This window comes from Isoalcanivorax pacificus W11-5, assembly GCF_000299335.2.
In the GTDB taxonomy this organism is placed as follows: Bacteria; Pseudomonadota; Gammaproteobacteria; order Pseudomonadales; family Alcanivoracaceae; genus Isoalcanivorax; species Isoalcanivorax pacificus.
This window is the reverse complement of the sequence record NZ_CP004387.1, coordinates 3821300-3848113: the sequence shown is the minus strand read 5'-3', so window position 1 is coordinate 3848113 and position 26814 is coordinate 3821300. Positions and strand designations below refer to the sequence as shown.

18 protein-coding genes and 1 tRNA gene are annotated in these 26814 nt (G+C 63.1%); 13 read left to right on the top strand and 6 right to left on the bottom strand.

The genetic code is table 11. The features are described 5' to 3' along the window. Window positions 1-117: 117 nt before the first annotated feature. Entirely contained in the window at window positions 118-1296 is a 1179-nt protein-coding gene (locus tag S7S_RS17245; RefSeq protein ID WP_008734958.1) for a PQQ-dependent sugar dehydrogenase, read from the bottom strand. 228 nt (window positions 1297-1524) lie between these two features. On the opposite strand from S7S_RS17245, the gene S7S_RS17240 reads away from it, so the two are divergent. The 4 genes from S7S_RS17240 to S7S_RS17225 all read left to right on the top strand — a co-directional run bounded on the left by S7S_RS17240 (window position 1525) and on the right by S7S_RS17225 (window position 8677). Then, on the top strand, window positions 1525-1824 hold the full coding sequence (locus S7S_RS17240; RefSeq protein WP_144401699.1) for a hypothetical protein: 300 nt from the start codon (window positions 1525-1527) through the stop codon (window positions 1822-1824). Between the two features lie 97 nt (window positions 1825-1921). Next, on the top strand, window positions 1922-5062 hold the full coding sequence (locus tag S7S_RS17235) for a carboxypeptidase-like regulatory domain-containing protein (RefSeq protein ID WP_008734961.1): 3141 nt from the start codon (window positions 1922-1924) through the stop codon (window positions 5060-5062). A 68-nt stretch (window positions 5063-5130) separates the two neighbouring features. Then, complete coding sequence (locus S7S_RS17230) at window positions 5131-7545, top strand: TonB-dependent receptor (protein WP_008734968.1); 2415 nt, start codon at window positions 5131-5133, stop codon at window positions 7543-7545. Further along, window positions 7535-8677: a cytochrome-c peroxidase gene (locus tag S7S_RS17225; RefSeq protein ID WP_008734970.1), complete on the top strand. Its 1143-nt coding sequence runs from the start codon at window positions 7535-7537 to the stop codon at window positions 8675-8677. Before S7S_RS17230 ends, S7S_RS17225 begins: the two co-directional genes overlap by 11 nt. 15 nt (window positions 8678-8692) lie before the next feature. On the opposite strand, the gene S7S_RS17220 is transcribed toward S7S_RS17225, so the two are convergent. The 4 genes from S7S_RS17220 to S7S_RS17205 form a co-directional block, all read right to left on the bottom strand. Further along, window positions 8693-11785, bottom strand: a complete 3093-nt coding sequence (locus tag S7S_RS17220; protein ID WP_041026029.1) for a penicillin acylase family protein — start codon at window positions 11783-11785, stop codon at window positions 8693-8695. 675 nt (window positions 11786-12460) lie between these two features. Then, window positions 12461-13912 (bottom strand): pyruvate kinase, encoded by a 1452-nt coding sequence (gene pyk / locus S7S_RS17215; RefSeq protein WP_008734975.1) that lies wholly within the window; start codon window positions 13910-13912, stop codon window positions 12461-12463. Window positions 13913-14014: 102 nt separating this feature from the next. Continuing rightward, on the bottom strand, window positions 14015-14794 hold the full coding sequence (gene panB, locus S7S_RS17210) for a 3-methyl-2-oxobutanoate hydroxymethyltransferase (protein ID WP_008734977.1): 780 nt from the start codon (window positions 14792-14794) through the stop codon (window positions 14015-14017). Between the two features lie 25 nt (window positions 14795-14819). Further along, window positions 14820-15188: a glyoxalase superfamily protein gene (locus tag S7S_RS17205; protein ID WP_008734980.1), complete on the bottom strand. Its 369-nt coding sequence runs from the start codon at window positions 15186-15188 to the stop codon at window positions 14820-14822. 159 nt (window positions 15189-15347) lie between these two features. On the opposite strand from S7S_RS17205, the gene S7S_RS17200 reads away from it, so the two are divergent. The 7 genes from S7S_RS17200 to S7S_RS17175 all read left to right on the top strand — a co-directional run bounded on the left by S7S_RS17200 (window position 15348) and on the right by S7S_RS17175 (window position 22377). After that, window positions 15348-15424: transfer RNA gene (locus S7S_RS17200), tRNA-Arg, on the top strand. Window positions 15425-16078: 654 nt separating this feature from the next. Next, window positions 16079-16405: a DMT family transporter gene (locus tag S7S_RS17195; protein WP_008734982.1), complete on the top strand. Its 327-nt coding sequence runs from the start codon at window positions 16079-16081 to the stop codon at window positions 16403-16405. A 317-nt stretch (window positions 16406-16722) separates the two neighbouring features. Then, complete coding sequence (locus S7S_RS17190; RefSeq protein WP_008734984.1) at window positions 16723-17424, top strand: response regulator transcription factor; 702 nt, start codon at window positions 16723-16725, stop codon at window positions 17422-17424. A gap of 121 nt (window positions 17425-17545) precedes the next feature. Beyond that, window positions 17546-20143, top strand: coding sequence for a CHASE2 domain-containing protein (locus tag S7S_RS17185; RefSeq protein WP_008734987.1), 2598 nt, complete (start codon window positions 17546-17548; stop codon window positions 20141-20143). A gap of 143 nt (window positions 20144-20286) precedes the next feature. Next, on the top strand, window positions 20287-20754 hold the full coding sequence (locus tag S7S_RS17180; RefSeq protein WP_008734988.1) for a c-type cytochrome: 468 nt from the start codon (window positions 20287-20289) through the stop codon (window positions 20752-20754). 6 nt (window positions 20755-20760) lie between these two features. Continuing rightward, complete coding sequence (locus tag S7S_RS19900) at window positions 20761-20937, top strand: hypothetical protein (RefSeq protein WP_008734990.1); 177 nt, start codon at window positions 20761-20763, stop codon at window positions 20935-20937. Between the two features lie 96 nt (window positions 20938-21033). Continuing rightward, a complete protein-coding gene (locus tag S7S_RS17175; protein WP_041025915.1) occupies window positions 21034-22377 on the top strand; it encodes an IS1182 family transposase in 1344 nt (447 codons plus the stop codon). A gap of 291 nt (window positions 22378-22668) precedes the next feature. On the opposite strand, the gene rep is transcribed toward S7S_RS17175, so the two are convergent. Next, window positions 22669-24681 (bottom strand): DNA helicase Rep, encoded by a 2013-nt coding sequence (rep, locus tag S7S_RS17170; protein ID WP_008732956.1) that lies wholly within the window; start codon window positions 24679-24681, stop codon window positions 22669-22671. 154 nt (window positions 24682-24835) lie between these two features. Between rep and S7S_RS17165 the strand changes: the two genes are divergently transcribed. Next, window positions 24836-25591 carry an SDR family NAD(P)-dependent oxidoreductase gene (locus S7S_RS17165; RefSeq protein WP_008732959.1) on the top strand — a complete coding sequence of 252 codons (756 nt, stop codon included), beginning with the start codon at window positions 24836-24838 and terminating at the stop codon, window positions 25589-25591. 11 nt (window positions 25592-25602) lie between these two features. Beyond that, on the top strand, window positions 25603-26799 hold the full coding sequence (locus S7S_RS17160; RefSeq protein WP_008732961.1) for an acyl-CoA dehydrogenase family protein: 1197 nt from the start codon (window positions 25603-25605) through the stop codon (window positions 26797-26799). Window positions 26800-26814: the final 15 nt, after the last annotated feature.

Here is a 26814-nt window from a genome sequence, read left to right as displayed (position 1 = left end):
TGGTTCGGAGGGCGCGCCTGCGTCCCTGCCCTCCGTTGCGAAGCTGGGACTATCGCACCGGAGGGCAGTGTGATTCAGTTAACAAGTTCCGTTTTTCCCGGGCTGCCCGACCAAAGTCTAGGGCGGTGACAGCCGCAGCAGTTTGCCGTCTGGTGCATCGGTCAATAAATAGAGCCGACCATCCGGTCCCGTGCGTACGTCGCGGATCCGGTAGCCGGTGTCTGCCAGCAGTTTTTCTTCGCTGACTTCCTCCGTGCCGTCAAAACGCACCCGTGCCAGGTGTGTGCCCGCCAGGGCGCCGACAAAAATATCACCGCGCCACTCGGGAAAGGCATCGCCCTGGTAAAACGCCATGCCCGACGGCGCGATGGAAGGCGTCCAGTGTTTCAGCGGTTGTTCCAGCCCGTCCTGTTCGGCCGGCCCGATGTAGTCGCCGTTGTACTCGCGCCCGTAGGTAATGAGGGGCCAGCCGTAGTTGATGCCGGGGCGGATCAGGTTGATCTCGTCGCCGCCCTTCGGGCCATGCTCCTGTTCCCAGACGGCGCCCGTGTCCGGGTGCAGTGCCAGGCCCTGCGGATTGCGGTGGCCGTAACTCCAGATTTCATGGCGGGCGGAGTCGTCGCCCGCGAACGGGTTATCCGCCGGGACGCTGCCGTCGGCATGGAAACGCAACAGCGTGCCGGCGTGATCGCTGGTGTCCTGCGCACGCGGGTCCTGGCCGCGGTCACCGACACTCAGATACAGAAAGCCGTCCCGGTCGAACAGCAGGCGCCCTGCGTGGTGGCGGCCGCCGCGCGCGCAGGCATCGGCGGCGAATAGCTCGGTGAAATCCACCAGGCCATTGTCTGTCAGCCGGCCACGCCCGAACGCCGTGGTGGCGCCCCCTTCGGCACAGGCGGTGGCATAGCTGAGGTACACGAACGGCTGCTCGGCGAAGTCCGGGTGCAGCGCGATATCCAGCAGCCCACCCTGATTCTCCGCCACCACCTCCGGCACGCCGGCCAGCGGTGCGGAGAGCCCGGCTGGCGACAATCGCCGCAGGGTGCCGGCGCGTTCGCTGATCAACAGTGCTCCATCCGGCAGAAAAGCCACCGACCAGGGATGGTCCAGGCCTTCGGCCAGTGTCTCGATAACAAAACCATGTGCCTGGGACGTCTGCGGCGCACTGGTTTCCAGCACGGTCAGGCTGGCCCCGATGCTGCCCGCAGGCGGGCGGGCATCTTCTGCCGAGCAGGCATTCAGGGCGACGAGGGCCAGCAGGGCACTGGTCCAGCGGGCGGCTTGGGCAATGATCATGGCGGACTCCGGGTGTCGCGGGTGGGCTTCGACATGCCTTCCAATTCAAGGGGTTGGTGTGCCAATGAGGCTATAGCGCGAAGGCGGGGGCGGCAACGTGAACGGGATAATGTCCATGTAATATCATTTATTGGTTGATAATCATTATTATTTAGATTTACGATCTCCGCCTCAAGACTGCCGGCCACGGCAGCCGTCTTTGCTTCAGATCGGACCGGGGGATTTGCCATGTCTCGAACACGCTTGCCTGCCCTGCTGCTGTGCGGCGGCCTTGCCTCGCTGGCCGGTGCCGATCAGGCGCCGGCGCTGGCCCTGAACTGCGACGAGTGGATCAACCTGGGTGAAGGCTTTGCCCAGGAAGTGGGTGACCCGGTGCTGGCCGATTGGCTGGCGGCGCGGGACCTCACCTGCGACGGCATCGAGCGTTTCACCTTCCCGGACTCCGCCAGTGCACGTCGTGATGGTTGCCTGCTGCTGGAACTGGACCCGACACACGCCATGCAGCTGCACAACGTGATCTGCGACTGACGACACGCACACCGCACGCCTCGACAGGATGTCGCCCGGCGGCCAGGGAATCCCGGCCCGGCATGAATGATTCAACTTTTCTCGGGGGGCTTGCGCCATGAACACAGTTTCCTTTTCCGTCCGCACGGTGCTGATCGTGCTGGGTCTGGGCCTGCTTTCCGCCTGTGGCGGCGGGGGCGGTGGCGGCGGCAACGGCGGCACGCCGTCGACACACAGCATGAGTGGCGTGGTGGTGGACCCGGCCATTGCCGGCGCCACGGTGACGCTGCGCAGCGCCAGCGGCAATGCCCTGGCAGCGGTGGTGACCACGGACAACGAAGGCCGCTTTACGATCAACTACCCTGCCGGCAGCAGCCTCAGCGGCGCGGTGCTCACCAGCCGTGGCGGCGAAGATGTCATCACCGGCTACAGCTTCCGCAACGCAGTGCTCAGTGCGCCGGTCACTGGTGCTGAACCGGTGGTGTCACTGCTGACGTCACTGGTGCAGTACCTGATTGAGGAAGAAAGCCTGAGTGCCGAGGCGGCCACGCAGCAAGTCGCGCTCTGGTATGGCCTCAGCGAAGCGGCCGTGCTGAGCGATCCGCGTGACAGCGCCGCCGTGCAATACAGCGCGCTGCGCCTGGCCGGCTGGCTGAATGCGCTGCGCGATGAGGAAGCGCCGGTGACACTGATCGCCGGCGCGCTGCTGGCCGCCAATGGCGACCAGACGCTGGCGCGGCAGCAGCTGATCGACAACGCCCGTGCCGCCAGCACCGCCGACAATTTTGCCTTGCTGGCGGAAGTGGAAGCGCAGTTCGACGCCTCGGGCGCGGCGGACGCCGAGCAGGTGGCCGAACGCTTTACGCTGGCCAATCTGCGCGTGGGCATGGCGCACCATATCAACGAATACATCGGCGCATTGAATCTGGATGACCCGGTCACCGCTGCCAATTTCGATGCACTGGTGCAGGCCGTTTGGCATGCCAATGGCCGCCGTGGTGTGCCGCTGGATAGCGCGCGCGTGGTCAACCTGATTCGTTACGCGCTGAACGAAGGCGAGATTGAGCTGGCGGACCTGGCGGATGAAAACTTCACCGTCCCGACCCTTTCCGGCGACCGCATCGCTGGCATCACTGCCGCACGCGATGCGATTGATCACACCCTGCCGCTGGCGCCGGGTGAGTTCCTGGGCAGTGATAATGCGCGCCGGCTGGCGTATTTCTACGCCTCGGATTTGTCGCCGTTTTATCGGGCCGAGCGGATTTTTGACGGGATCATGGATGATAACGTGCTGGATCCGTTATATCAGAGTATTGCGGCGGGGCAGGCTGCGGCCGGCCTGCTGGATCAGGCGTTGGTGACATTGGAAACTCGAATTTTTCAGGCTGGACAGCGCATTGAAGCACAGAAGAAAGTTGCCCAGCTTCTGGGAGGCCAGGGGCGCACGGAAGATGCTAGGGAAGTGATGATGGCAGCGCTGGATGGCGCGGATAGGATCATTGCATCCCTGGGTGGACCGGGATTTGTCGGCGAGGATGAAGCCGAAATGCTGATCAGTCTGGTGAATTTCTCTCGCTATTCAGGCAATGCCGATTTGGGCGAGCGTGCTCTTGAGCCTCTGTATCAGTTTGCTTTAGTGAATGCTGGGAATGCAGATGTTCGCACGTTATATGGAAGAGTGATTGGAGCACTTGGTAGTGCTACTGGTTTGGGTCCGGTTCCGGACGCCATCGCAGAGTATGAATCTGGTAATTTGTCGCTGACCGAAGCTGAGCAGTTGCTGGCTGTCTACAAGACGATTGTGTTGGGCATGCCGCCGCTGCCAAATGGTACGGAAACGGTGAAAGCCCTTTATCTGGCGGTAATCGCTGTGTACGAGGATCGTCTGGGGCAAGACCCATGGCCGACCGTTGAGACATTCCTGACTCTCCGTGAGCAAGGTACCAATGTGGATTCGTCGATTCGCTATATGGCAGACGTATACGGACGAAATGATCGCATTGACGAATTCTTGGCGCTGGCGGATACCATTAGCTCTGCTTCCCAGAAAAGCCGTGCACTGGCCGCTATCGCTGCATGGCAGACGTTGGCGGCGCTAGAAGAGCAGGAAGTAGATGTGGTGCTCGACGAGCTTCTGGCGGATGAAGAGAGCCTGGGTAGCAGCCTTGATACCATTCTCTGGACGGGCACAAACTATGATGGAGTCGGTCTTCTCAATCTGCTGATCGGCCTGTCGCAATTGGAAGCAGCCGCTGCCGTGATTGAATATGCAGGCGATATTGTCGGTAGTGACGCCTGGCTGGAGGAAAATGCGGACAGTGCGAACATGCTGGGTTCCTGGGGCTGTGCCAAGGTGGCGTTCGCATGGTATCGCATCGGCGATCGTGAGCGTGCAGATGCGGAGATGGATAGTTGTCTGGCGTTTATGCAAGGTTATAGTTGGTCGACACCGGATGTTCAGTTTTTCTCTTACTCGAGTGTGATCAACAATGAACTGGTGCGCATGTCTGATCTACAGCGCATAGGTGTTGTGGCAGAGCGCATGCTTCCGTTGGCTCAGGCCAGTGAAGATAGCCGCAATAACCTGATGACCGTTGCCAGATTTTCAGCATTGGCTGGCCTCAATGCAGTGACACAAAGCGCATTGTCTTCAGCCCTGGAAAGTGTGCCGGCGCTGCCTCTGCCAGTTGGCGATGATCAGTCCGAGCGTAACGCAAAGATTGCTCTGGTCCGCTCTTATGTGGCTACGTTGCTGTCAGTGCGTGAAACTCTGCGTTCGCGTATTGTTGTGGATGGCGTGCCGGATTCGGATCGACAGGCGCTTTTAGGATGGCTGGAGACACAGGTGGCCTCGCTGCTGTCGGATAACAATGCGCCACTCATCAATGAGGCGCTGGCACTGAATTCTTCTGAGCAAAGAGCGAATGCCATTAGTGCCATAGCATTGTTGTTGGTGGATGCCGGTTACGCTGCTGACGCTGTGGGAGCCGCTAATCAGATCGAGTATCGTCCAGACCGTGAGGCGGCCCTCGGCGCGGTGGCGGCGGCCATCGTAGAACATGATGATTTCCCCGGAAGTCTCCATGCCTCACGCGACTTGGACGGCGATGGTCGCCCGGACTTCTTTGACCCGGTGGACAGCAGCGCCGGCGAAAACCCCTTCGAACTTGACGATAACATCGACGGCGATGGATGCCCCGACAGTCAGGATCGTCGCCCCTTCTTTGCTACGGACGGCCTGGCGGACTGCGCGGCCTGATCCTCATGACACTCCGGTTACTCAGGCAGCCCCTTGCGGGGCTGCTTCTTTCCATTCTGGCTGCGCCTGTGTGCGCAGATTCCGACACGGACAATGAGCTGGCGGACGGCGTTGCCTCGCCCGAAGGCACGGCACTGTTGCGTAAAGTGGAAGTACGCGCCCAACGCGAATCCACCGCGCCGACGGAAAAGGAAGGCAGCTGGCTGATCAACCGCAGGCAACTGGATGCGTATGGCCAGGGCAGTGGCCAGATTACGCCAGTGTTGAGCAGTGTGCCAAATGTGCAGTTTGACGAGGAGCGTTTCGACGATGACTCGCTGGTGGACCTGCGCCCGCCATCGGTCTCGATTGCCGGCGGACGCATCTACGAAAACAACTTCACGCTGGACGGCTTTTCCGTCAACAGTCGCTTTGATCCGGGCAAGGGGAGTGGGCTTGGCTCCGAGCCGCCGCGTCAGGATCAGGGGCTGTTTCTGGACCTGGACCTGATCGACAGCGTAGAAGTCTGGCAGAGCAACGTGCCGGCAGAGTACGGGCGCTTTCTGGGCGGGGTGGTGAATATGGAAACCCGTCGGCACAGCGCCAGGCCGGAAACATATCTCTCGGCTCGCCGCACACAGGGCGACTGGGTAAAGACCCGGGTATTCCAGCTGCCACCGGAGCCCGGCGTGGAAAGCACACCGGTCAGCGAGCCGGACTTCAGGCGCAGCCGTTATACCGTGCGTCACTCACGTCCGATAAGTGATACGGCAGGTATCGTTGCAGCGTTCGCACTGGCCGAATCCAGTACACCACTGCTGGTGGTGAACCAGACCGAGCAACAGACGCAGCGCAATCTGAACCTGTTTCTCAAGCACAGCCAGGCATTCTTTAACGGCCTCGAATCCGATACCAGCCTGATCTGGGCGCCGTTTGAACAAACCGGCTACCTGCCCACTTATCTGGACAGCGAGTATCAGTTCACCGGAGGTGGCCTGTCTCTGGGTAATAAAGTCCGGTTTGTCACCGACGGCGCGCGCCGGGTGCAGTTCGACACCAATCTTTCAACACGGGAGAGCAATCGCGAGGGGCCGCGTGATGGCTTTAGCTGGGCGGTGACCGCCAGCAAACCCTGGGGCGCCAACGTGGAAACCGGTTTGAGTCACATTGGCGGGACCGGCTCGCTGGAGCGTTTTGAGCAAAGCGCCAGTAACAAATTCAAGATCAGCGAACCCGCGCGCGCAGTGGCCGGATCGGTCATGCAGGTGAACTACGGAACAGAAGCCATCTACAGCCAGATTGGCTACGAACGGCCTTCGACGAGCCGGCAGTACAGTTCAGCGCTGAAGAACCCGGACATAGATTGTCGTGGGTCCGTGACGGATTGCATTGATAACGAACAGTACTTTACCCGCCGGATGGTGTATGACGCCGACAGCGTGGACGTCAGCCTGCTGGAGGCGGGCCTGTTCAGCGAGGCCAGTTTTTCCTGGTCCCGGTTCGAGGCGACGTTCGGCCTGCGTGGTGATTACAATGATTACACCCGCAACATCGATATCGCACCGCGCAGCCGTTTCAGTGTGGATCTGGCCGGTGATCGCCGCAGCCTGCTGGTGTTCGGCGCGAACCGCTACTACGGCGGCGCGCTGATTACCTATCGCTTGCGCGAGGCGCGCCGTCCTGCCTACGCGGAGTCTAGGGGAGCTACGCAGAATATCGTCAATGAGTGGGAGCGTGCGGCTTATCAGACCGAGGAGATATATCGCTCCGGTGACCTGAAGACGCCTTACAGTGATGAATTGACCCTCGGCCTGCGGCAGCATTTTCTCGGCGGGGTGGCCAGCATTGATCTGCTGCAGCGCCGTAACCGCGATCAGTTTTCCAGTGAAAGCACGGATATTCTGCAGGACGGCTTTCGCGTGATCATGCTGAATAACAACGGGCATAGCGAGTACGAAAGCCTTTCTCTAAGTTGGGACAGAAGCTGGTCCACCGGCACGCACGCCGGCATCACACTGACCTGGTCGGAATCTTCTTCCACCAACGAGAGTTATGATGATGCGCTGGGCGATGTCGCCACCTCACCTTATGTATGGTATCGCGACCAACGTCTGCGTAGCAGCGCAGTGGAGACGCTGCGCCAGAACTTTGCACGGCCGCTGGTAGGTAACGTCCGTATTTCGCAGGATGTCGCGAACACATTGCAGGTCGGTATGGTGCTGTCGTACGCCGGCAGTTACGACAATATCATCGAGACGGGCAACATCACCGTTGTTGGACCGGACGGCCAGCCAGAGGTGCTGCCGGTGCTGACGGACTCCAACACCCCGCGTCGTGTGCTCGCCAACGCCAACCTCAAATGGACACCCTGGCCCCGCCATCGTTTCTCCCTGCTGCTGGACGTCGAGAACATCGCCAACGCGCGCACCTACAGCGTGCCTGTGGGCGCACGCGGCGTCGAAATCGGCCGGCGCTTCTGGCTGGGGATGGACTATGCGTTCTAGGCTGGCCGGGCTGGTGCTGCTCGGGCTGATGAGTGGCAGCGCTGCAGCGTCACAGTGCGTGACGTTGCCGGCGGAGCCGGACATGGCGGCCTTGCGTGCCGCGTATGAACAGCCGGTGAACTGCTGGCCGGCGCCGACGATTGCGGATGGCATCGCCTGGCATGAAATCGCACCGCTGCCGCCGGTGCCTTATCCGGAAGACAATCCTTATTCCGCCGACAAGGCCGTGTTGGGGAGGCTGCTTTTTTTCGATCCACGGCTGTCATCGTCCGGCCAGATTGCCTGTGCTTCCTGTCACGACCCGGACCTGGGCTGGGCGGACGGGCGGGCGGTGCCCTTCGGGCATGACCGGCGCGCTGGCGGACGCAACGCCCCGACCATCATCAACGCGGGCTATCTGCAAAGCGTGTTCTGGGATGGCCGCGCCGAAACGCTGGAGCAGCAGGCGTTGATGGCCATGGTGAATCCGCGGGAAATGAACGCTGACCTGAAACAGGTCATGCGCACGCTCGGGCGCATCCCGGCCTATCGCGATGCGTTCGAGCGCGCCTTTGGTGAGGACGACATCAACCAGGACACCGTTGCCCGGGCCATCGCCACGTTCGTGCGCACGGTCACCAGCCGCACCAGCCGGTTTGACCGGTTCATGCGCGGCGAGTACCGCTTTCTCAGTGATGCGCAGGTGCGTGGGCTGCATCTGTTCCGCACGCAGGCCGGTTGCATGAACTGCCACCATGGCCCGTTGCTGACGGACGGCGAGTTTCACAATATCGGGCTGCACTTCTTCGGGCGCCTGAAGGAAGACCGTGGGCGCTATGACGCGACAGGCCGGGCCGAGGATATCGGCAAGTTCCGCACCCCCGGATTGCGCGACGTGACCTTTACCGGCCCCTGGGCGCATAACGGCCTGTTGCTGACACTGGAGGGATTGCTGAATATCTATAACGCCGGCGGCGCCGAGGTGAGCGCGCGCAATCCGCTGCGGGAAGACCCCCGGTATCCGGAAAACTCCCCCCTGCTGAAACCGCTCGGCCTGTCGGAGCAGGACATCGCAGCGCTGGTCGCCTTCCTGGAGAGCATCTCCAGACAGCCGCATCGGATGTCGCCGCCGCCACTGCCGGGTTTGCAGTGACGGCGACGGGCTGTCTCAGCGCGACGAGGTAAATTCCACCACTTGCTGGAACGTCGGCCGGTTCTGCCAGTGAATCGGCCGCAGGCCGGCCAGGCCAATGGCGCGGTGTTCAATGCTGTCCTGCGTCATGTCCACCAGCCAGTTGTCGCGATTGCCGATGCCACCGAGGTCTGTGAGCGCCTGGTCCAGGCTGCCCAGCAATTGCGCCCGGCAGAAGGTCGCGTTGTCGGACCCGGCGCAGCGCAGCGCCCGGTAGGGCGCACCGGAATCCCCGTTGGCCATGTCGAGCACACGGCGGAGATAGCCGTAGTAACCATGCTGATACGCGGAGCCCATATCGCCGGGCTTGTTGTCCCGGCCCACCGGCATCAGGTTGCCGAAATCCGTCGCTTCCAGCGGCAGGATCTGCGGCAGCAGTTGCTCGATCATGCGCGGATACCAGGCATCCATCAGCGCCACGGCGTCTTCCTGGTCGTAACGTCCATCATTGTCGCGATCACGACGCGGCGCACCGACATCGACCCAGTCGTGCAGCATGAACACGGCCTCCTGCTGCGCACTGGTCAGCGTACCGCGTTGCAGCAGCGCCAGTGCGGCGGGCAGGATCTCCTGGCCGCGCAGGTCGGTCACCGCCGCATCGCCCATGGCTTCAGTGAGGCTGCCGCGGGTCACGTTGCCGTCGGCGACGAGTTTTTCCAGCCGCATCTCAAGCATATCGTTGCGGTGCACCAACTGATAACTGGCGTTGTCATCCGCCGACCACCAGTCCGGTGCCGGGCGGTTGTTCCAGCTGGCCAGGAAGCCGCGTGCCGGATTGGTATCCTGCGGGTGCTCTTCCAGTGACAAAAAGCCCTGCCAGTCATAACGGCCATCGCCCCAGGACGGCAGCTCGGGGTGCACGCCTTCTGCGCGGCGCGGATACAAGCCGGCGTGGATAAAGCTGATGTCCTGGTCGTCGATGTAGAACCAGTTGAAGCTGCCGGTAGTGAGGTTGAAGACCTCGCGGAAACTTTGCGCATCAAACACATCGTTGCGTGTCGCCAGCAGGAACGGCAGCGCGGTATCCAGCTCGGCGAAATAGGTGCTGCGCTGACGCACCAGCGCCACGGCCTGGCCGTTCACGGTGGCGTAGCCGAGCACCGGGCCGATGTGCGGGCTGCGGATGATGTGCCGGGTGACTTTCACGTTCTGCCCGGTGGCCAGCGGATCACCGGCGGGCACGGCCACGTTCCAGCGCGCGCTCCAGCTGTCGTCGATCACATCGAAGGCGACGCACCGGCCGCGATAGATATAGCCGTCGCGGGCGCCACCGCCGCCCGGTGCACACAACGGCAGCACTTTGACGTCAGTGAGGTCGGAGTTGCCTGACGTGGCGCTCCAGGCGAAGTCCGGGCCGCGCCCGATCACCACATAGGGCAGGCCGGTAAAGGTCATGCCGCGCGTATGCAGGTCACCACCGTGCACGGCCATTTCCAGCAACAGCTGCGGCACAAAGTAACTGGTTTGCGGGCCGAACACCGCAATCGGGTGGCCGCTGGCGGTATGTTCGCCATTGACCAGTAACGCGTTCGACATGGTGGCAGGAAAACCGTCGCGCAATTGCGCGATGCCGGCCAGGGCTGCCTGCGCGCTGCGTTGTGCCTGCCACAGGGCGCTGTCATCCAGTGCAGCGATGCGCGTGTCCAGCGGCATACGCAGTGGTGTGCGTGCCGCCAGCATCTGGTCCGTACTGGACAGTTGTCCATCCGGCCGCAGCGGAATAACGACGTCGCTGGCGTCAGACAGTGACAACAGGCCGCGCAGCAATTCCATCGTGCCGTTGATGATTACTTCCACCACGCCGGTCAGGGGCAGCGCCGGCAGGCCACCGGCGACACCGGGGCACTGTACCTGTCCGGGGCGGCCACAGGGTTCGGTGACCAGCGGATTGTGTGCCACGAAGCTGCCGGCATCGAACATCACGGCGCCAGGATATTCGCTGGCGAATTCCGGCAGCAGTGGACAGGCGTCCTCATTGATGCGGGCCGGCGACTGGGTGGCGAAGCGGGTCGCTGTCGTGACGGAAGATTCCGGGTCGTTGGCATGGCGCAGATCGCGCCACAGCGCGCAGGCTTCTTCCGGGTCGCCGTAGCGTGCGGCCAGTTCATGCAGCAGCAAGACATTCTGGTGCTCGGCGCCACCGCCGCCGGCGAAGATGCCCTGGATCAGCGTGGCGATGGCGACCACATCCTCGATCACGAACGGCTCCAGCGTGACGCCCAGGCCGACGTACTCGATCGGCACCTGCAACAGCCCGCTGCGTGCATCCAGGACATATTTGTTCAGGCCATCCACGAACGCGGTGGCGTCCTTGAATATCTGCGCGCCGTCTTCGCCGAGGGCGCTGGCCACCTGCGCAATCTGCGCGGTACGGTCGGCCTCGCGGTAGGGCGCCTGCCCGGCAATATCCAGGTCGAAGGAAAAATCCGCCGGGCCGAGGAATTTCGACAGCTCGCCCCGTCCGGCGCGGCGCAGCACGTCCAGCAGGAACAGCCGGTCCTGCGCGGTGACATAGCCCATGCCGAACAGGGCATCAAGGCGGCTGGCCCCGAAGATGTGCGGCACGCCGAAGGTGTCGCGACGGATGTCGACACGGTAGTCACCGCTGGTGATCTGGCTTTCGGCTGTCCAGCCACCGGCGTCCGGCGGCAGCAGTGGCGCGGCCTTGAAGTAATCGGTGAGCTGGTCGTCGGTCAGGCCCGGCGGGCTGAACGCCAGGTCTTCATACAGGCCGAGCTGGTCATCGAAATGCGGCTCGCGAATCAGTGCCGGCACCAGTCCGGTCTGGCTGACACCGTCATCCAGCAGGCTGCCGAGCAGGTCGCCCAGGCCGGGGATCTCCTGCAACAGATTGCTGACACCGCCGTTGTCGTCCTGGCCCGGTGGCAGAATGTTCAGCACGGTGCCGTGGTCGGCGAAGGGCTGAGTCACCGGGATCGGTGTCCGTTCTTCGTTACGAGGTGGTTCCGGTTCATTGCCAGGGGCGGTGTTGCGTGTACTGCTGCCGGAGCCGCCGCAGGCGGTGAGCAGCAGGCTGGCCAGCGCGGCCAGCAAGGTCAGTCGGTTCATGCCGGTACTCCCGAATTGCCTGTTGTTGTTGTGAATGCGCAAGGGAGCCTCTGAGTAACTCCCCGGCGCTTCTGCGGGCGCTACAGCGTGCCCTGGCAAGGCGCGACGCGCAGGCAATGGCCGTAGCCCTTGTCAAGCGGTGCAACGCAGCCAGGGTGCGCTGTAGCGCCCGCCCTGCGGGGCTTTCCGGGCGGCCCGCGCACTGCGTTGCAACGTCTCGACGTAGCTCGCTACGCCTTCGACGCTGCGCCTTGCCCGCGAACCGCCCGGAAAGCCAGAAGCGCCGGGGAGTTACTCAGAGGCTCCCATCAAGGACGTCCGTGCAACTCTGGCACAGCGGCGGGGTGGCGTGACCGGGGCGATACAAAATGCCGGGAAAATACTGAACAGCGTCACCGGAGGTGGCGAGACGGTAATAAAAGACAGTCTGTTGTTACGATCCGGTAAAGAAACCGGGAGGTGATACACCAGCGCCACAGGGGTGTGGCGCAATGTGACAAATCACTACGCAGAGGTGACTTGTGACAAAGGGATGGCTGTTTCATTGTGAAGCCATCACGTTGTACGGCGTGATACCCAAAGTCTCCTTTCTGGTTTGTTTGTTGACTGCCTGTCCTTTCTGATGTGTGTTGCTGTACCGCGGGATGAGGAAAATGCCTCATCCCGCTTTTTCGTTCAGCGGATCACATCCCCTACGGTCACGATCTTCAGGGCGTTGGTGCCGCCATGGGCACTGACATAATCGCCTTTGGTGATGATGATGGTGTCGCCGTCCTGCACCAGCCCCTGCCGTTGCAGCGTGGCCACGGCTTCCTGGTTGACACGATCATGCGGCAGGCTGGCACTGTCGAAGGCAATCGTTTCCACCCCCCGGTAAATGGCCACACGGCGCTGGGTGCGCGGGTGGGGCGTGAAGGCGAAGATCGGCATGCCGGAGCGCATGCGCGACATCAGTTGCGGTGTATTGCCGGTTTCGGTCATGGCGATGATGGCGCGCACACCGGGCAGGCGATTGGCCACATACATCGCGGCCATCGCGATGGATTCGTCCACGCGCGAGAAATGTTCGTGCAGCCGCTGCGCGCCGCCGGGGTAGGTCTGATAGGTGCGCTCGGCGCCGAGGATGATGCGCGCCATGGCATTGACCGTCGCCTCCGGGTATTCCCCCACGGCGGTTTCCGCGGACAGCATCACCGCATCGGTGCCGTCGAGCACGGCGTTGGCCACGTCGGATACTTCGGCACGCGTCGGCTGCGGGCTGTTGATCATGGATTCCATCATCTGCGTCGCAGTGATCACGAAACGGTCCAGCGCGCGGGCACGCTGGATGATGTGCTTCTGCACACCGACCAGCTCGGCATCGCCGATTTCCACCGCCAGATCGCCGCGCGCCACCATCACGCCGTCCGAGGCGAGGATGATGCCGTCCAGGGTGTCGTTGTCGGCCACGGCTTCGGCGCGCTCGATCTTCGCGACCACCCCGCCTTCGCCGCCAGCATCACGGAACAGGCTGCGGGCTTCGTCCACATCGGTGGCGTCGCGCGGGAAGGACAGCGCCAGGTAGTCCACATCCATTTCTGCGGCGGTGATGATGTCGTCGCGGTCCTTTTCTGTCAGCGCCCGGGCACTCAGGCCGCCACCCTGGCGGTTGATGCCCTTGTTGTCCGAAAGCCGGCCGCCGGCCGTGACGACGCACTGGATGCGGCCGGCGTCCACCGACTCCACACGCATTTCGATCAGCCCGTCGTTGAGCAGCAGGATATCGCCGGGCTGGCTGTCGTTGGCCAGCTCGGGGTAGTCCAGCCCGACACGGGCATCGTCGCCGGCCTGGTCGGCAAGGGTGGTGTCCAGCGTGAAGTGCTGGCCGGTCTTCAGCATGACCGCGCCATCGGCGAAGCGGGCGATGCGGATTTTCGGCCCTTGCAGGTCGGCGAGGATCGCCACGGCTTTCTGCCGTGCCGCCGCCTGCCGGCGGATGCGTGCCGCCGTGTCGCGATGGGTGTCGGCGCTGCCGTGGGAAAAGTTCAGGCGGAACACATTGACGCCGGCGTCGATCAGCCGGCCAAGCATGTCTTCAGAAGAGGAAGCCGGGCCAACGGTGGCCACGATCTTGGTGCGTCGGAACATGGAATATCCCTGGTTATTTTTGCGGGGCTTCCGAACCTTAGCACATATTGGCGCTGCTTCTGTGTCGCGAAAAAACAGGGCCGTGCAGCACGGCCCCGATGGTCAGGCTTTTCCGGCAAGCCGGATGATGTTGTCGGGAAACTCCTTCGCGGCCACTTCCCCGGCAAAGGCCCGGGCCACCTGTTCCAGCGTCTGGCTGGCATAGGCGTATTGCCTGGAAAACGGTGGCCAGTAATCGCCCAGCCCGAGGGCATCGTTGATCACCAGCACCTGCCCGTCGCAATCCGGGCCGGCGCCGATACCGATGGTCGGAATGCGCAGCGTGCCGGTAATCCGGGCGCCCAGGGCATGGGGAATGTGTTCCAGCACCAGCATGAAGGCGCCGGCCTCTTCAATGGCCAGTGCGTCGGCAAGTACCTGCTGCGCTTCCTGTTCGGTGCGGCCTACTTTGGTAAAGCTTTTCGCAGTCTGTGGCGTCAGCCCGGTATGGCCGACGACGGCGATGCCGTGCGCGACCAGATGGCGGATCACGTCCTGTTTTGCACCTTCCAGCTTGACGCTGTCCGCCCCGGCGGCGATCAGCCGGCGCGCGTGCCAGAGGGCAGTGTCCGGATCCCGATCGGTATTGAACGGCAGGTCGCCAATGATGTGGGTGTCCGGCGCGCCACGGCGTACCGCGCCAACGTGGTAGATCATGTGTTCGATGGTCACCTCGCGGGTGCTCTCGAAACCCATTTCCACCATGCCCACAGTGTCGCCGACCAGCATCACCGGAATACCGGCGCGCTCCAGTGCACGCGCCACCGGGCAGATGTAGGCGGTGAGCATGGCGATGGGGATGTGGCCCTTCATGGCCTGGAATGTGCGGGGAGAATGTTTCATCACGCTATCTCCTGTCTGAGGTGTTTCAGGGCTCCAGCTCACGGTAGAACACCAGCCGGTTGCCGAAGGGGTCCGTGACGGCCATTTCCAGCTGCCCCCAGGGCGTGGTCACAAGCCCCGGCCGGCAGAAGCCGTAGTCCTGATCGGTCATTTCCCGGTGCAGGTTTTCCAGTGTGGGTGCCAGCAGGCGTATCACAGAGCCGGGCGTACCGTCGCCGTGGTGCTCGGACAGGTGCAGCACCCAGCCGTCGCGGGAGAGTTGCATATACAGGGGCAGGGCCGGCTCAAAACGGTGGGTCCAGTCCACCTGGAAACCGAGAAAATCAACGTAGAAGTCCAGAGCCCGGGTTTCATCGAACATGCGCAGGACGGGGATGATGGGACAGGCGGTCATGGCAGGTGCTCGCAGTCGAAAACCGGAGCTGAGATAAGCATGATCCCGGCGCGGGGACAAGACGCGCGGCAAATGCTGGCAGGCTGCCCATGGACGCACGGCGGGAGAGTCTTTATCATTGCCGGCCCTGTGCCACGTGGCACAATATTCCAGCATTCTGCACCCGTAGCTCAGCTGGATAGAGTACTGCCCTCCGAAGGCAGGGGTCACTGGTTCGAATCCAGTCGGGTGCACCAATATATAAGGAAGGGCCGCTGACGCGGCCTTTTCTTTTGTCCCCTGGATTGCCGGCCCCTCGCCGGTAGGCTCGGGGCGCTCAGGCGGGCCGAAGCGGTGCTTCGGCAAACCCCCGCCTTCGCCCAGTCGGGTGCACCAATACATAAGGAAGGGCCGCTGACGCGGCCTCAGGCTGCTGACAAACCTCGGCAGCCATTCTTCTACTAAAAAATTATCCACCCAGGGCAAAGAGTCGCTGTTTTTCTGGTGATAGCCTCCACTTGCATAGCCATAGGGCTGCAACCTGGAATGCGACCACCCACTTTTATATCGCCTCGAAGAGGTGATTCATAAAAACAGGGGTTTGTCCTCAGTCTGGGGCCGCTGACGCGGCCTTTTCTTTTTGCCCCCCTGGATTGCCGGCCCCTCGCCGGTAGGCTCGGGGCGCTCAGGCGGGCCGAAGCGGTGCTTCGGCAAACCCCGCCTTCGCCCAGTCGGGTGCACCAATATATATGGAAGGACCGCTGACGCGGCCTTCTCCTGACCGCACGCCAAGCCATCCCCTCTCTTGAAAATGCTCCCCGGCCGTCTATATTCCTCGCCGGCGACGTCTCTTTCGGGTTTCCGGCGTAGCCACTGGATGACGAGCCCGGGTGTTGATCAGGAGAAATTCCATGTCGATCTACTGGGTGGTACTACTGGCGGCGGTGCTGGTGGAAATTGGTTGGGCGCTGAGCCTGAAGTGGATGCAGGTGGCTCCAGGGCCGTTGTCGATTGGCACTGTGGTGGTGCTGACGCTGCTGAATATGGTGATGCTGTCGTTTGCCATGCGGGGCATTCCGGTGGGCACGGCCTACGCCGTCTGGACCGGCCTGGGGGCGGTCGGCATCACGATCGCCAGCATCTGGCTCTATCATGATCCGGTGACGCCGCTGCGTTTTGTGTTCATTGCCCTGATTATCGGGGGCGTGGTGGGGCTCAAGGCCACTGCGGTAGCCTGAGAAAGGCTCGCTGGTGGGGGCGGCGCACCGTTGGTCGGTAAACTGGCGCTCTGGTGGGGAATTTCGTCGGCCTTTTACAAGCTTTGATGCACTTCTGTGCCGGGCTTGGCTACTTTAATCGGGCTGATGGAAGGCAATGACTGCCATATCCTCCCGCGCACGGGCACAGATCCGTTGTCGCGGTGTCCTTCAGGTACCTGCTGCCGGATGGGCGGCCTGCATGCCAGGCCGGGTGGGGTGGTCTGCGCGACGCGCCGGGAGGCGCACCGCCACGCCTGATATGTGTCCCTTGGGGGAAGAGACGAGAGGAGTGGATTTTGCGTATCGCATACCTGGAAGACGATACCGCGCAGGCGGACCTGGTGCAGCACTGGCTGGCCGAGGCAGGCCATACCTGCATGCACTGCACCAATGGCCGTGAGTTCATGGTGCTGATGCGCCGCGAAACCTTCGACCTGCTGTTGCTGGACTGGGAAGTGCCGGACATGAGCGGCCGCCAGGTGCTGGATGAACTGCGTGCCGCCGGCAATGCCGTGCCAGTGTTGTTCGCCACCCAGCGTGACGACGAATCCTCCATCGTGGGTGCGCTCAGCAGTGGTGCCGACGATTACATGGTCAAGCCGGTGCGCCAGGCCGAGCTGCTGGCGCGCATCACGGCGCTGGGCCGCCGGGCCGGGGTCGGCGAAGTCGTGCCGCAGACCGTACAGGAGCTGGGGCCCTGGACCATCGACCGTGCCCGCCGCACGATCACCCTCGACGGCGCGCCGGTGAAATTAACCGATAAAGACTTTGAGCTCGCCAGTTACCTGTTCCAGAATGTCGGCAAGTTGATGTCCCGGTCACACTTACTGGAAAAAGTGTGGGGGATCATGTCAGCGATCGAGTCGCGCACCGTGGACGTGCACATCAGCCGGATCCGGCGCAGCCTGGAGATCCGCCCGGAGCGTGGCTACCGAATCAAGACCATCTACCAGCACGGCTATCGTCTGGAGCCGGTAGAGGAGCAGGGAGCCGCCTGATGGCCCAAGCCGCCCGTATTCGCCGCCGGACCGCCTCGCGGAGGTCCGCTTCTTTCCCATGCCCGGAGATCCTGCTCCCGCCTGTTGGCGGCAGTGCTGCTGACTGCGCCTGAAGGCCGCAATGCGCGAAACCTCCCGCCGTTACTACATCGAGCACCTGGCAGTCCTGCTGGCGGTGGCCGGCCTGTGCATCGTGCTGCTGCACACTGGCGCCTGGATGTCGCTCAGCCGCCACATCTATGACCGCATGCTGCCGATGCTGCCGCCACCGGACGTCTCCGACATCACCCTGGTCGCCATTGACGAGGCCAGCCTGCGCCAGATCGGCCGCTGGCCCTGGGACCGCAGCGTGCACGCGCAACTGGTGGAACAGCTCGACAGCTATGGCGCGAAAGCCATCGTGCTGGACCTGATCTTCGCCGAACCGGACCGGGTGCGGCCGGAATCCGATGCCGCGCTGGTCAACGCCATGGCCCACCACGGCCACGTGTTCCTGCCGGTGCACGTCAGCGACGGCGGCCCGGACGGCGTGCTGCTGGAAGTAATGCCGCACACCTCCTTTGCCCGGGCCGCCGCCGGCATGGGCCATGTCGACGTGGAACTGGACGACGATGGCGTGGTGCGCGGGCTGTACATGCGTAACGGCATTGGCCAGCCCTGGTGGCCGCATCTGGCGCTGACCCTGCTCGACCACCTGTCACCGCGCGGTATTCCGCGCTACCCGGCGCAGCAGGACAACCGCGAACAATCCTTCGGTGCCGTGCGGCAGTATTACCGCCTGGTGCCCTTCAATGACCTGACCGACCGCGTCCCCCGGCTGTCCGCCGTGGACGTGCTCAACCGCCGTGTCGATCCGGCCCTGCTACAGGACCGGATCGTGTTCCTCGGTGCCACCGCCCAGGGGCTGGGGGACCTGCTGCCGACGCCGCTGGCCGGCCGCAACGGCCTGCTGCCCGGTGTCGAGATGAATGCCACGGTCTTCAGCGCGCTGCGCGATGACCTGATGCTGCGGCCCATGCCGATGGTCTGGGTCTGGGGGCTGACGCTGGCACTGGCGCTGATTACCCCGGCCCTGCTGCCGTTTGTGGCGCCACGCTGGTCGATCCCGGTGGTGGTGATGGCGCTGGTGGGCATCCTGCTGTTCAGCTACGGGCTGCTGTACGGCTATCAGATCTGGTTCCCGGTGGGGCCGTCGATGCTGGGGGCCATGCTGGCCTACCCGCTGTGGACCTGGCGGCGCCTGGAATACTCGCTGGGCTACATGCGTGCTGCGCTGCAACGCCTGTCCGCCCACGATGACCTTAACCGGCGCCTGCTGAAGCCGGCGCCGCTGTCGCGCCTGATCGAACTGATCGAAGCCTCGCTGCCGATTGCGGCCTGGCGGCTGGAAAAACGCAGTGTCGGCCCGAAGGGCAATGCGCAGCGCGAGACCGGTGGCGTCGAGGTGCCCGAGCGCAGCTGGCAGGGCAACCGCGCGCGCTACTACAACATTGTCAGCGGTGGCCAGCGCTATGAGCTGGGGCTGATCTGGGAAGAGGATGGCCCGGCACCGTCGCATGAACAGTGGGTGCGTGCCATGGTGGCCCGCTGCGAACAGTCGTCCGCCGAAGACGAAGTGCATTACGACGTGGTCGAGGATCACATCGAGCGGGTGCGCGCGCAGGAACTGCGCCAGCAGGCGCTGACCCGCTTCTTCGAGGCGATCCTGGCCCAGTTGCGCGATGGGGTGGTCATCGCCGACGCCTGTGGCTGCCTGCTGTTCGTGAACGCCCAGGCATCCGAATGGCTGGGCCTGCCGAGCCGGGAAATGGACGATACCGGCCTGCTGCAACTGGACCGCGAACTGATCCTGCCGGAAGACACCGGCGGCTGGGCGGCGATCATCAGCGAGGCCCTGTCCACCGGCCGCAGCCAGCTCGAATGCCGCAGCCGGCGCGGGCTGGACCTGTACCTGGACATGCTGCGCATTCGCGCCGGCCGGCAGCCCGGCGAGGTGCTGATCCTGACACTCAAGGACATCTCGGAAGTGAAGCAGGCCATGCGCGCCCGCAGCGAGATGCTGGATTTCCTGTCGCACGACCTGCGCAGCCCGATGATCTCGCTGCTGGCACTGGCCGAGCGCAATCGCCAGCAGCCGGTCAGCCTGCCGGACCTGCTGACCCAGACCGAGCACTATGCCCGGCGTAGCCTGAACATTGCCGAGCAGTTCCTGCAACTGGCCCGCGCCGAGGCCGCGCAGGAAATGGACATGACGCCGGTGGACATGCTGCCGGTGGTGGAAAGCGCCGTGGAACAGGTAATGGAGCAGGCGCAGCACCGACAGATTCGCCTGCGCTTTGAATATCTGCCGGAGGATGACGTCTGGGTCAACGGCAACCACGAATTGCTGGAGCGCGCGGTACTCAACCTGCTCACCAATGCCATCAAGTACAGCCACCCGGGCTCAGCCGTGGAGGTGCGTCTCTACTGCGAAACCGGCATGGTGCGCTGCGAAGTGCTCGACAGCGGGGTCGGCATTGAGCCGGAATTCCTCGAGCATCTGTTCAAGCGTTTCCGCCGCGCCCGCAGCGCGGGTGGCACCCGCACCCACGGCGCCGGCCTGGGCCTGCGCTTCGTCAAGGTGGTCGCCGAGCGTCACGAGGGCGATATTCTGGTACACAGCCGCCTCAACCAGGGCAGCCGCTTCACGCTCTGCCTGCCCCGTGTCGAGATGGAATAGACCCTGGGCAGGTGGCCCCGGGCAGGTGCATTTAACCTGAGCGATTGAATGGGTATAATCGCGCCCGCCGGGTCAGTGGCGGCCAGTCCGCGCAGGCCTGATTGGCCACCCCGCCACTCCTATACCGAGACGAGGTATTCACCGTGAACAAGTTTGTAGTAGCTGCACTTGCCGTCTTCGCCACCCTGCTTGCAGGCGTGACCTACGGTGCCCGTACCACCCAGGAAATCTCTCCCTACGGTCTGGGCGACCGCTCTGTGTTCAGCGAGCGCGCCATTGCTGACCGTATCAAGCCGGTGGGTTCGGTGTGTGTCGAAGGTGAAGAGTGTGGTGCTGACGTGGCCGACGCCGGTGGCGCTGCCAGCGGCCCGCGCAGTGGCGAGCAGGTCTACAACAGCGCCTGCACCGCCTGCCACGGCACCGGTGCTGCCGGCGCGCCGAAGACCGGCGACAAGGCCGCCTGGGCACCGCGTCTGGCAAAAGGCATGGATACCCTGTTCGAGCACACCTGGGGTGGCTTCGGTGCCATGCCGCCGAAGGGCATGTGCATGGACTGCTCTGAAGACGAGATCCACGCCGCTGTGAAATACCTGACCGACCAGGCCAAGTAAGCCTCCATGCGTGGCATCGCGGCCCTTGCCCTGCTGACGTTGCTGGCGGCCTGCTCGGAGAACAATGAGCCGCCGGCACCGCCGGAACCGGTACTGGAAGGCGGTGTACGGCAGGAGGCGCCACCAATGGTGGAGCCGGAAGACCTGCCGCTGCCGATGGAAGAGCCGGTGGAGGAGCAGTAGGCTCCGGGGATGAAATAAAAAAGGCGCCTTGCAAGGCGCCTCAGACTGCTGACAAAGCCCTCGCCCTCGTGGTGAGGGCTTTTCTATAATCGGGGCATGCTAAAAGACCGCGCTCCGACCCAATCCACACTCGAGTTCGTCTGTATTGATGAACTTGTCCCGCCGGACCACCTGCTTCGCAAGGTGGATAAACACATCGACTTCAGCTTTATCCATGATCGGGTGAAGGCGTTGTACTGTGCTGACAACGGTCGGCCAGCACTGGATCCGACCCTGATGTTCAAGCTGCTGTTGCTGGGTTACCTGTTCGGTGTTCGCAGTGAACGTCAGTTGATCCGGGAAGTGCAGGTGAACGTCGCCTACCGGTGGTTTCTGGGGCTGACGCTAACGGACAAGGTGCCGGATGCCAGCACCCTGAGCCAGAACCGTCGGCGTCGGTTCAACGACTCGGATATCTATCAGCAGATATTTGACGAGATTGTGTTGCAGGCGATGCGCCGCAAACTGGTGTCCGGGGAGGTGTTGTACACGGATTCTACTCACCTCAAGGCCAATGCCAACAAGGGCAAGTGGACCAAGGCTCGGGTTGAACCCCTGCGGCAGGCGTATCTGGATGACCTGGATCGGGCAGTGGAGGAGGACCGGTTAGCTCACGGAAAAAAGCCCTTGCGGCCGGCGTCCAGGCCGGCAGCGGCTCGGGAGATCAAGCAGAGCACGACGGACCCTGAGAGTGGTTACATGACCCGGGACAACAAGCCCCAAGGGTTCTTCTATCTGGATCACCGTACTGTGGACAGCAAGGCCAACATCATCACCGATGTGCACGTCAGTGCGGGCAATGTACACGATGCCGTGCCCTACATGGCCCGCCTGAGACGGCAGAAAGAGCGCTTCGGGTTCGACGTCACTCATGTCGGGCTGGATGCCGGTTACCACACCACCGCGATCAGCAAGGGACTGGAGGACGAGCAGATCAAAGCCGTCTTTGGCTACCGTCGCCCCACGCACCGGAAGGGATACCTCTACAAGCGGGAATTCCACTACCAACCCGACACCGACAGCTACCGGTGCCCGCAAGGGCAGGACTTGCCCTATAAAACCACCAGCCGTACAGGCTACCGGCACTACCAGTCAGACCCGGCGATCTGCCAGGCATGTCCGCTGCTCTCCCGCTGCACCCAACACGCCAAACACATCAAGATCATCACCCGCCATGTCTGGGAAGACAGCCGGGAACGCCAGGATGCTCACCGCCTGACGGAATGGGGCAAGGCGATCTACCAACGCCGAAAAGAAACGGTGGAGCGCAGCTTCGCCGACGCCAAGGAGCTGCATCAATACCGCTATGCCCGCTACCGTGGCCGGGACAAGGTGCAGGCGCAGTGTCTGCTGACGGCGGCGGCTCAGAACATCAAGAAAATCGCCTTGCTGGCAGGGTAAGAAGCCCTCTGGCCCTCTCTCCGGCGCTATGCCAGCCTCCCTCGCTTCCGCAACGCCCTTTGGCCCTCTGAATCAAGCCATGTCGCCGACTATCCCACCCAGCGAAAATGACCTGCCGAACGTCACACATCCCAACTGCAGAAATGAAAAACCCCGGATAACCGGGGTTTGTCAGCGATCTGAGGCGCCTTGCAAGGCGCCTTTTTTGTGTCCGATCCGGGGCGGGTATTCTGTCAGGGTTGTGCGGGTGGCCCGGCACTTGATGGCGCTTCCCGCCAGATCGCTCACACCTCAATTCAGCAAGGCACGCAGCCCGGCAATGCTCGCCTGCGCCATCTCGTCGGCCCGGTCCGGATCAATCTTTGCGCCCTCGCCGACAAATTCCAGATCTTCCTGCGGCAGTTCCTCGATAAACCGGCTCGGCACCGTGTCCACTTTTTCGCCAAACTGCTTGCGCGTCATGGCGTGGCTCAGGGTCAGGTTGCGCTTGGCGCGGGTAATGCCCACGTACATCAGGCGCCGCTCCTCGACAATGGTGTCTTCCTCGATGCTGGTGCGGTGCGGCAGCAGTTCTTCCTCCACGCCCATCAGGTAGACGTGCGGATACTCCAGCCCTTTTGACGCGTGCAGCGTCATCAGTTGCACCTTGTCGGTGTCGTCCTCGTTATCCTGCTGTTCGAGCATGTCGATCAGCACCAGTTTGGCGATCACGGTTTCCAGATCGGTGTCGCCGTCCTCGTCCTTGTCGAGCATGCGCTGCACGCTGGCGACCAGGGTCCAGATGTTTTCCACCCGCTTTTCACCGATGCGCGGGCTGGAGGAGTTCTGGTGCAGCCAGCCTTCATAATCCATCTCGGTGATCAGTTCACGGATGGCGCGGGTGCTGTTGTCGCGGAAGCACAGCTCGCGCTTGGCATCCAGCCACTGCTTGAACTCGCGCAATTTTTCGGCGGATTTCGGCGGCATGATTTCCGACAGCGCGAAATCGTCGCAGACGTGGTACATGCTCTGGTTGCGCTTCGCCGCCCAGCCGGCCAGCTTTTCCAGCGTCGCCGGGCCAATCTCCCGGCGCGGGGTGTTGATGATGCGCAGGAAGGCATTGTCATCGTCCGGATTCACCAGCAGCCGGAAGTAACACATCAGGTCTTTCACTTCCGAGCGGGCAAAAAAGCTCTTGCCGCCGGAGACTTTGTAGGGAATCTGCAACGATTGCAGCTTGGTTTCCATCATGCGGGACTGGAAATTGCCCCGGTACAGGATGGCGAAATCCTTCCAGTGCAGGCCGCGCTGCATGCGCTGATGAAACAGGTCGCTGGCGATCCAGTCGGTTTCGGCGTCCTCGTCGCGCAGCGAGACGACACGGATCGGGTCGCCGTAGCCGTAGTCCGACCACAGGGTTTTCTCGAACACGTGCGGATTGTTGCTGATCACCGCGTTGGCGGCCTTGAGGATGCGGCCGGTAGAGCGGTAGTTCTGCTCCAGCTTGACCACTTTCAGGTTGGGCCAGTCGGTTTGCAGCTGCGCCAGGTTTTCCGGCCGGGCGCCACGCCAGGCATAGATCGACTGGTCGTCGTCGCCGACCACGGTGAAACGGCCCAGCGGCTCCACCAGCTGGCGTACCAGTTCGTACTGTGCGCTGTTGGTATCCTGGTATTCGTCCACGAGCAGATAACGCACGCGGTTGCGCCATTTTTCCAGGATGCGCGGCTGCTCGCGGAACAGCACCACCGGCAGCATGATCAGGTCGTCGAAATCCACCGCGTTGCAGGCGCGCAGCATGCGGTTGTATTCACCGTAGGCGATGGCGGCGCGCATGTCCTCGTCGGTCTCGGCCGTGGACAGCGCCTGCTCGGGCGTGACCAGCTCGTTTTTCCATTTCGAGATGCGTGCGTGGATAAACTCCGCCGCCTGCACATCGCGTTCGCTGTCGCCCCGGTGCAGCAGCTCTTTCAGCAGCTCGCGGCTGTCGGTCTGGTCAAGGATCGAGAAGCCCCGGCGCAAGCCGGATGCCGCCTGTTCCTGCTTGATGATACGCAGGCCCAGGTTATGAAACGTGGAGACGATCAGGCCACGGGTTTCGCTGCGCGGCACCAGTGCCGACACACGCTCCTTCATCTCGCGCGCGGCCTTGTTGGTAAAGGTCACCGCGGCAATGTGTCGGGCGCTGATCTGATGATGCTGGATCAGCCAGGCGATCTTGCGCGTGATCACACTGGTCTTGCCCGAGCCGGCCCCGGCCAGCACCAGCAGGGGCCCCTGGGTATAGCTGACCGCTTCTTGCTGGCGTGAATTGAGTTGGCTCACAAAGCCTCCGGGCGCAGGGAGCGCACATCATAGCAACCCCGGCACCCCGGCGTCAGACGTGTGACGTGAGGAAGCGCCCTGCTGTACGTTTTGGTCCTTGAGCCGCCCTGAACGAGACCCTAGGCTGCGTGGACGCTTTCATGAGGACCTGAACATGAGCAACCTGTTTTCCCTGGCCGGCAAGCGCGTGCTGGTGACCGGCGCCTCCAGCGGGTTCGGCGCCCATTTCGCCCGCGTGCTGGCCGAGGCCGGTGCTGACCTGATACTGGCCGCCCGCCGTCGCGACAAACTGGAACAGACCGCCGACGCCGTGCGCGCCCTGGGCCGCGAGGCTCTGGTGGTGGAGATGGACGTGGCCGACTACGCCAGCGTGCAGTCAGCGTTTGCCGACATGCCGATGCCGGACGTGGTCATCAACAACGCCGGCATCAGCCGCGTGGGCACCACCGACGGCTACAGCGAAGCAGACTGGGATGCGGTGCTCGACACCAACCTCAAGGGCGTCTGGGCCGTGTCGCAGCAGGCCATCCGTGGCTGGCAGGCGGCCGGCCGTGGCGGCAACATCGTCAACGTCGCCTCCATCCTCGGCCTGCGCGTGGGCCAGCAGCTTTCCGCCTACGCCGCATCCAAGGCCGCCGTGGTACAACTGACGCGTTCCATCGCGCTGGATTACGCCCGTGCCGGCATCCGCTGCAACGCCCTGTGCCCCGGCTATTTTGAAACCGACATCAATCGCGACTGGCTGCGCAGCGAACATGGCGAGAGGCAGATCAAGCGCATCCCGTTCCGCCGCGTCGGTGAGATGCCGGATATCTCCGGCCCGCTGCTGTTGCTGGCGTCCGACGCGTCCGCCTACATGAGTGGCGTGGCGCTGCCGGTGGACGGCGGTCACCTGTGTTCCACGTTGTAAGGGGATAGGGAATGGATTTCGCTCTGCCGCCGCATATCGATGCCCTGCGCCGCGAGGTGCGTGACTTTATCGACTGTGAAGTGATCCCGCTGGAAGCGGACCGTGCCAACTACGACGAGCACGAGAACCTGGACGAAACCGTGCTCGCCGGCGTGCGCGAGAAAGCCCGGGCACGGGGCCTGTGGTGCTTCCAGATGCCGGAACAACGCGGTGGCCGCGACACCGGCATTGTCGGCATGGCCGCGCTCTACGAAGAAGCGGGCCGCTCACCGTTCGGCCCGCTGGCGTTCAATGCCTCGGCGCCGGACGACGGCACCATGATCCTGCTCAACAAGATTCTCACCGAAGCGCAGAAAGACCGCTGGCTGCAACCGATCATCGATGGTCGCGTGCGCTCCTCGTTCGCCATGACCGAACCGGATGGCTGCGGCTCGGACCCGTCGCTGACCTACACCAAGGCGGAAAAGAACGGCGACAAATGGATCATCACCGGCCGCAAATGGTTTATTACCGGCGCGGAAGGTGCGCAGCATTTCGTGCTGCTGGCGCGCACCGGCGATGACGACCGCAAGGGCCTGACGGCCTTCCTGTTCGACGCCGACCAGCCCGGCTGGGAGATCGTGCGGCGCATCCCGATCATGGGGCCGGAAGAACACGGCGGCCACTGCGAGCTGCGTTTCGATGGCCTGGAAATCCCCGATGAAAACCGCCTGCTGAACGTGGGCGATGGCCTCAAGGTGACACAGATTCGCCTCGGCACCGCACGTCTGACCCACTGCATGCGCTGGCTCGGCCTGGCGCGGCGCAGCATGGAAATCGCAGCGGAATACGTCGAGCGCCGCAGGAGTTTCGGCAGCACGCTGGCGGAACACGAGGGCGTGCAATGGATGCTGGGCGAGGTGGCCAAGGATATTCAGGTCGGGCGCCTGCTGACCATGCAGGCCGCCTGGAAACTCGACCAGGGCGACTTCGCCCGCAACGAGATTTCCATGGCCAAGATTCACGTGGCCGACACGCTGCACAAGGCCGCCGACACCGCGATCCAGCTATGCGGCGCGCGCGGCTACTCCAAGGACACGCTGCTGGAGTGGATCTACCGTTATGCCCGCCAGGCGCGGCTGGTGGACGGCGCCAGTGAAGTGCACAAGATGGTGTTGTCGCGCAGTTACCTGAGCGAGAAAGGGGAATTTTTCCGGTGGGGTGTCTGAGGGGCGGTTGCCGGG

What these genes read in the sequence shown, in the direction of transcription:
- S7S_RS17225 (WP_008734970.1), top strand. Translation starts at nt 7,535, where the DNA reads ATGCGTTCTAGGCTGGCCGGGCTGGTGCTGCTCGGGCTGATGAGTGGC.
- S7S_RS17220 (WP_041026029.1), bottom strand. Translation starts at nt 11,785, where the DNA reads ATGAACCGACTGACCTTGCTGGCCGCGCTGGCCAGCCTGCTGCTCACC.
- S7S_RS17165 (WP_008732959.1), top strand. Translation starts at nt 24,836, where the DNA reads ATGAGCAACCTGTTTTCCCTGGCCGGCAAGCGCGTGCTGGTGACCGGC.
- S7S_RS17185 (WP_008734987.1), top strand. Translation starts at nt 17,546, where the DNA reads ATGCGCGAAACCTCCCGCCGTTACTACATCGAGCACCTGGCAGTCCTG.
- S7S_RS17160 (WP_008732961.1), top strand. Translation starts at nt 25,603, where the DNA reads ATGGATTTCGCTCTGCCGCCGCATATCGATGCCCTGCGCCGCGAGGTG.
- pyk (WP_008734975.1), bottom strand. Translation starts at nt 13,912, where the DNA reads ATGTTCCGACGCACCAAGATCGTGGCCACCGTTGGCCCGGCTTCCTCT.
- S7S_RS17175 (WP_041025915.1), top strand. Translation starts at nt 21,034, where the DNA reads ATGCTAAAAGACCGCGCTCCGACCCAATCCACACTCGAGTTCGTCTGT.
- S7S_RS17205 (WP_008734980.1), bottom strand. Translation starts at nt 15,188, where the DNA reads ATGACCGCCTGTCCCATCATCCCCGTCCTGCGCATGTTCGATGAAACC.
- S7S_RS17240 (WP_144401699.1), top strand. Translation starts at nt 1,525, where the DNA reads ATGTCTCGAACACGCTTGCCTGCCCTGCTGCTGTGCGGCGGCCTTGCC.
- S7S_RS17235 (WP_008734961.1), top strand. Translation starts at nt 1,922, where the DNA reads ATGAACACAGTTTCCTTTTCCGTCCGCACGGTGCTGATCGTGCTGGGT.
- S7S_RS17195 (WP_008734982.1), top strand. Translation starts at nt 16,079, where the DNA reads ATGTCGATCTACTGGGTGGTACTACTGGCGGCGGTGCTGGTGGAAATT.
- panB (WP_008734977.1), bottom strand. Translation starts at nt 14,794, where the DNA reads ATGAAACATTCTCCCCGCACATTCCAGGCCATGAAGGGCCACATCCCC.
- S7S_RS17245 (WP_008734958.1), bottom strand. Translation starts at nt 1,296, where the DNA reads ATGATCATTGCCCAAGCCGCCCGCTGGACCAGTGCCCTGCTGGCCCTC.
- S7S_RS19900 (WP_008734990.1), top strand. Translation starts at nt 20,761, where the DNA reads ATGCGTGGCATCGCGGCCCTTGCCCTGCTGACGTTGCTGGCGGCCTGC.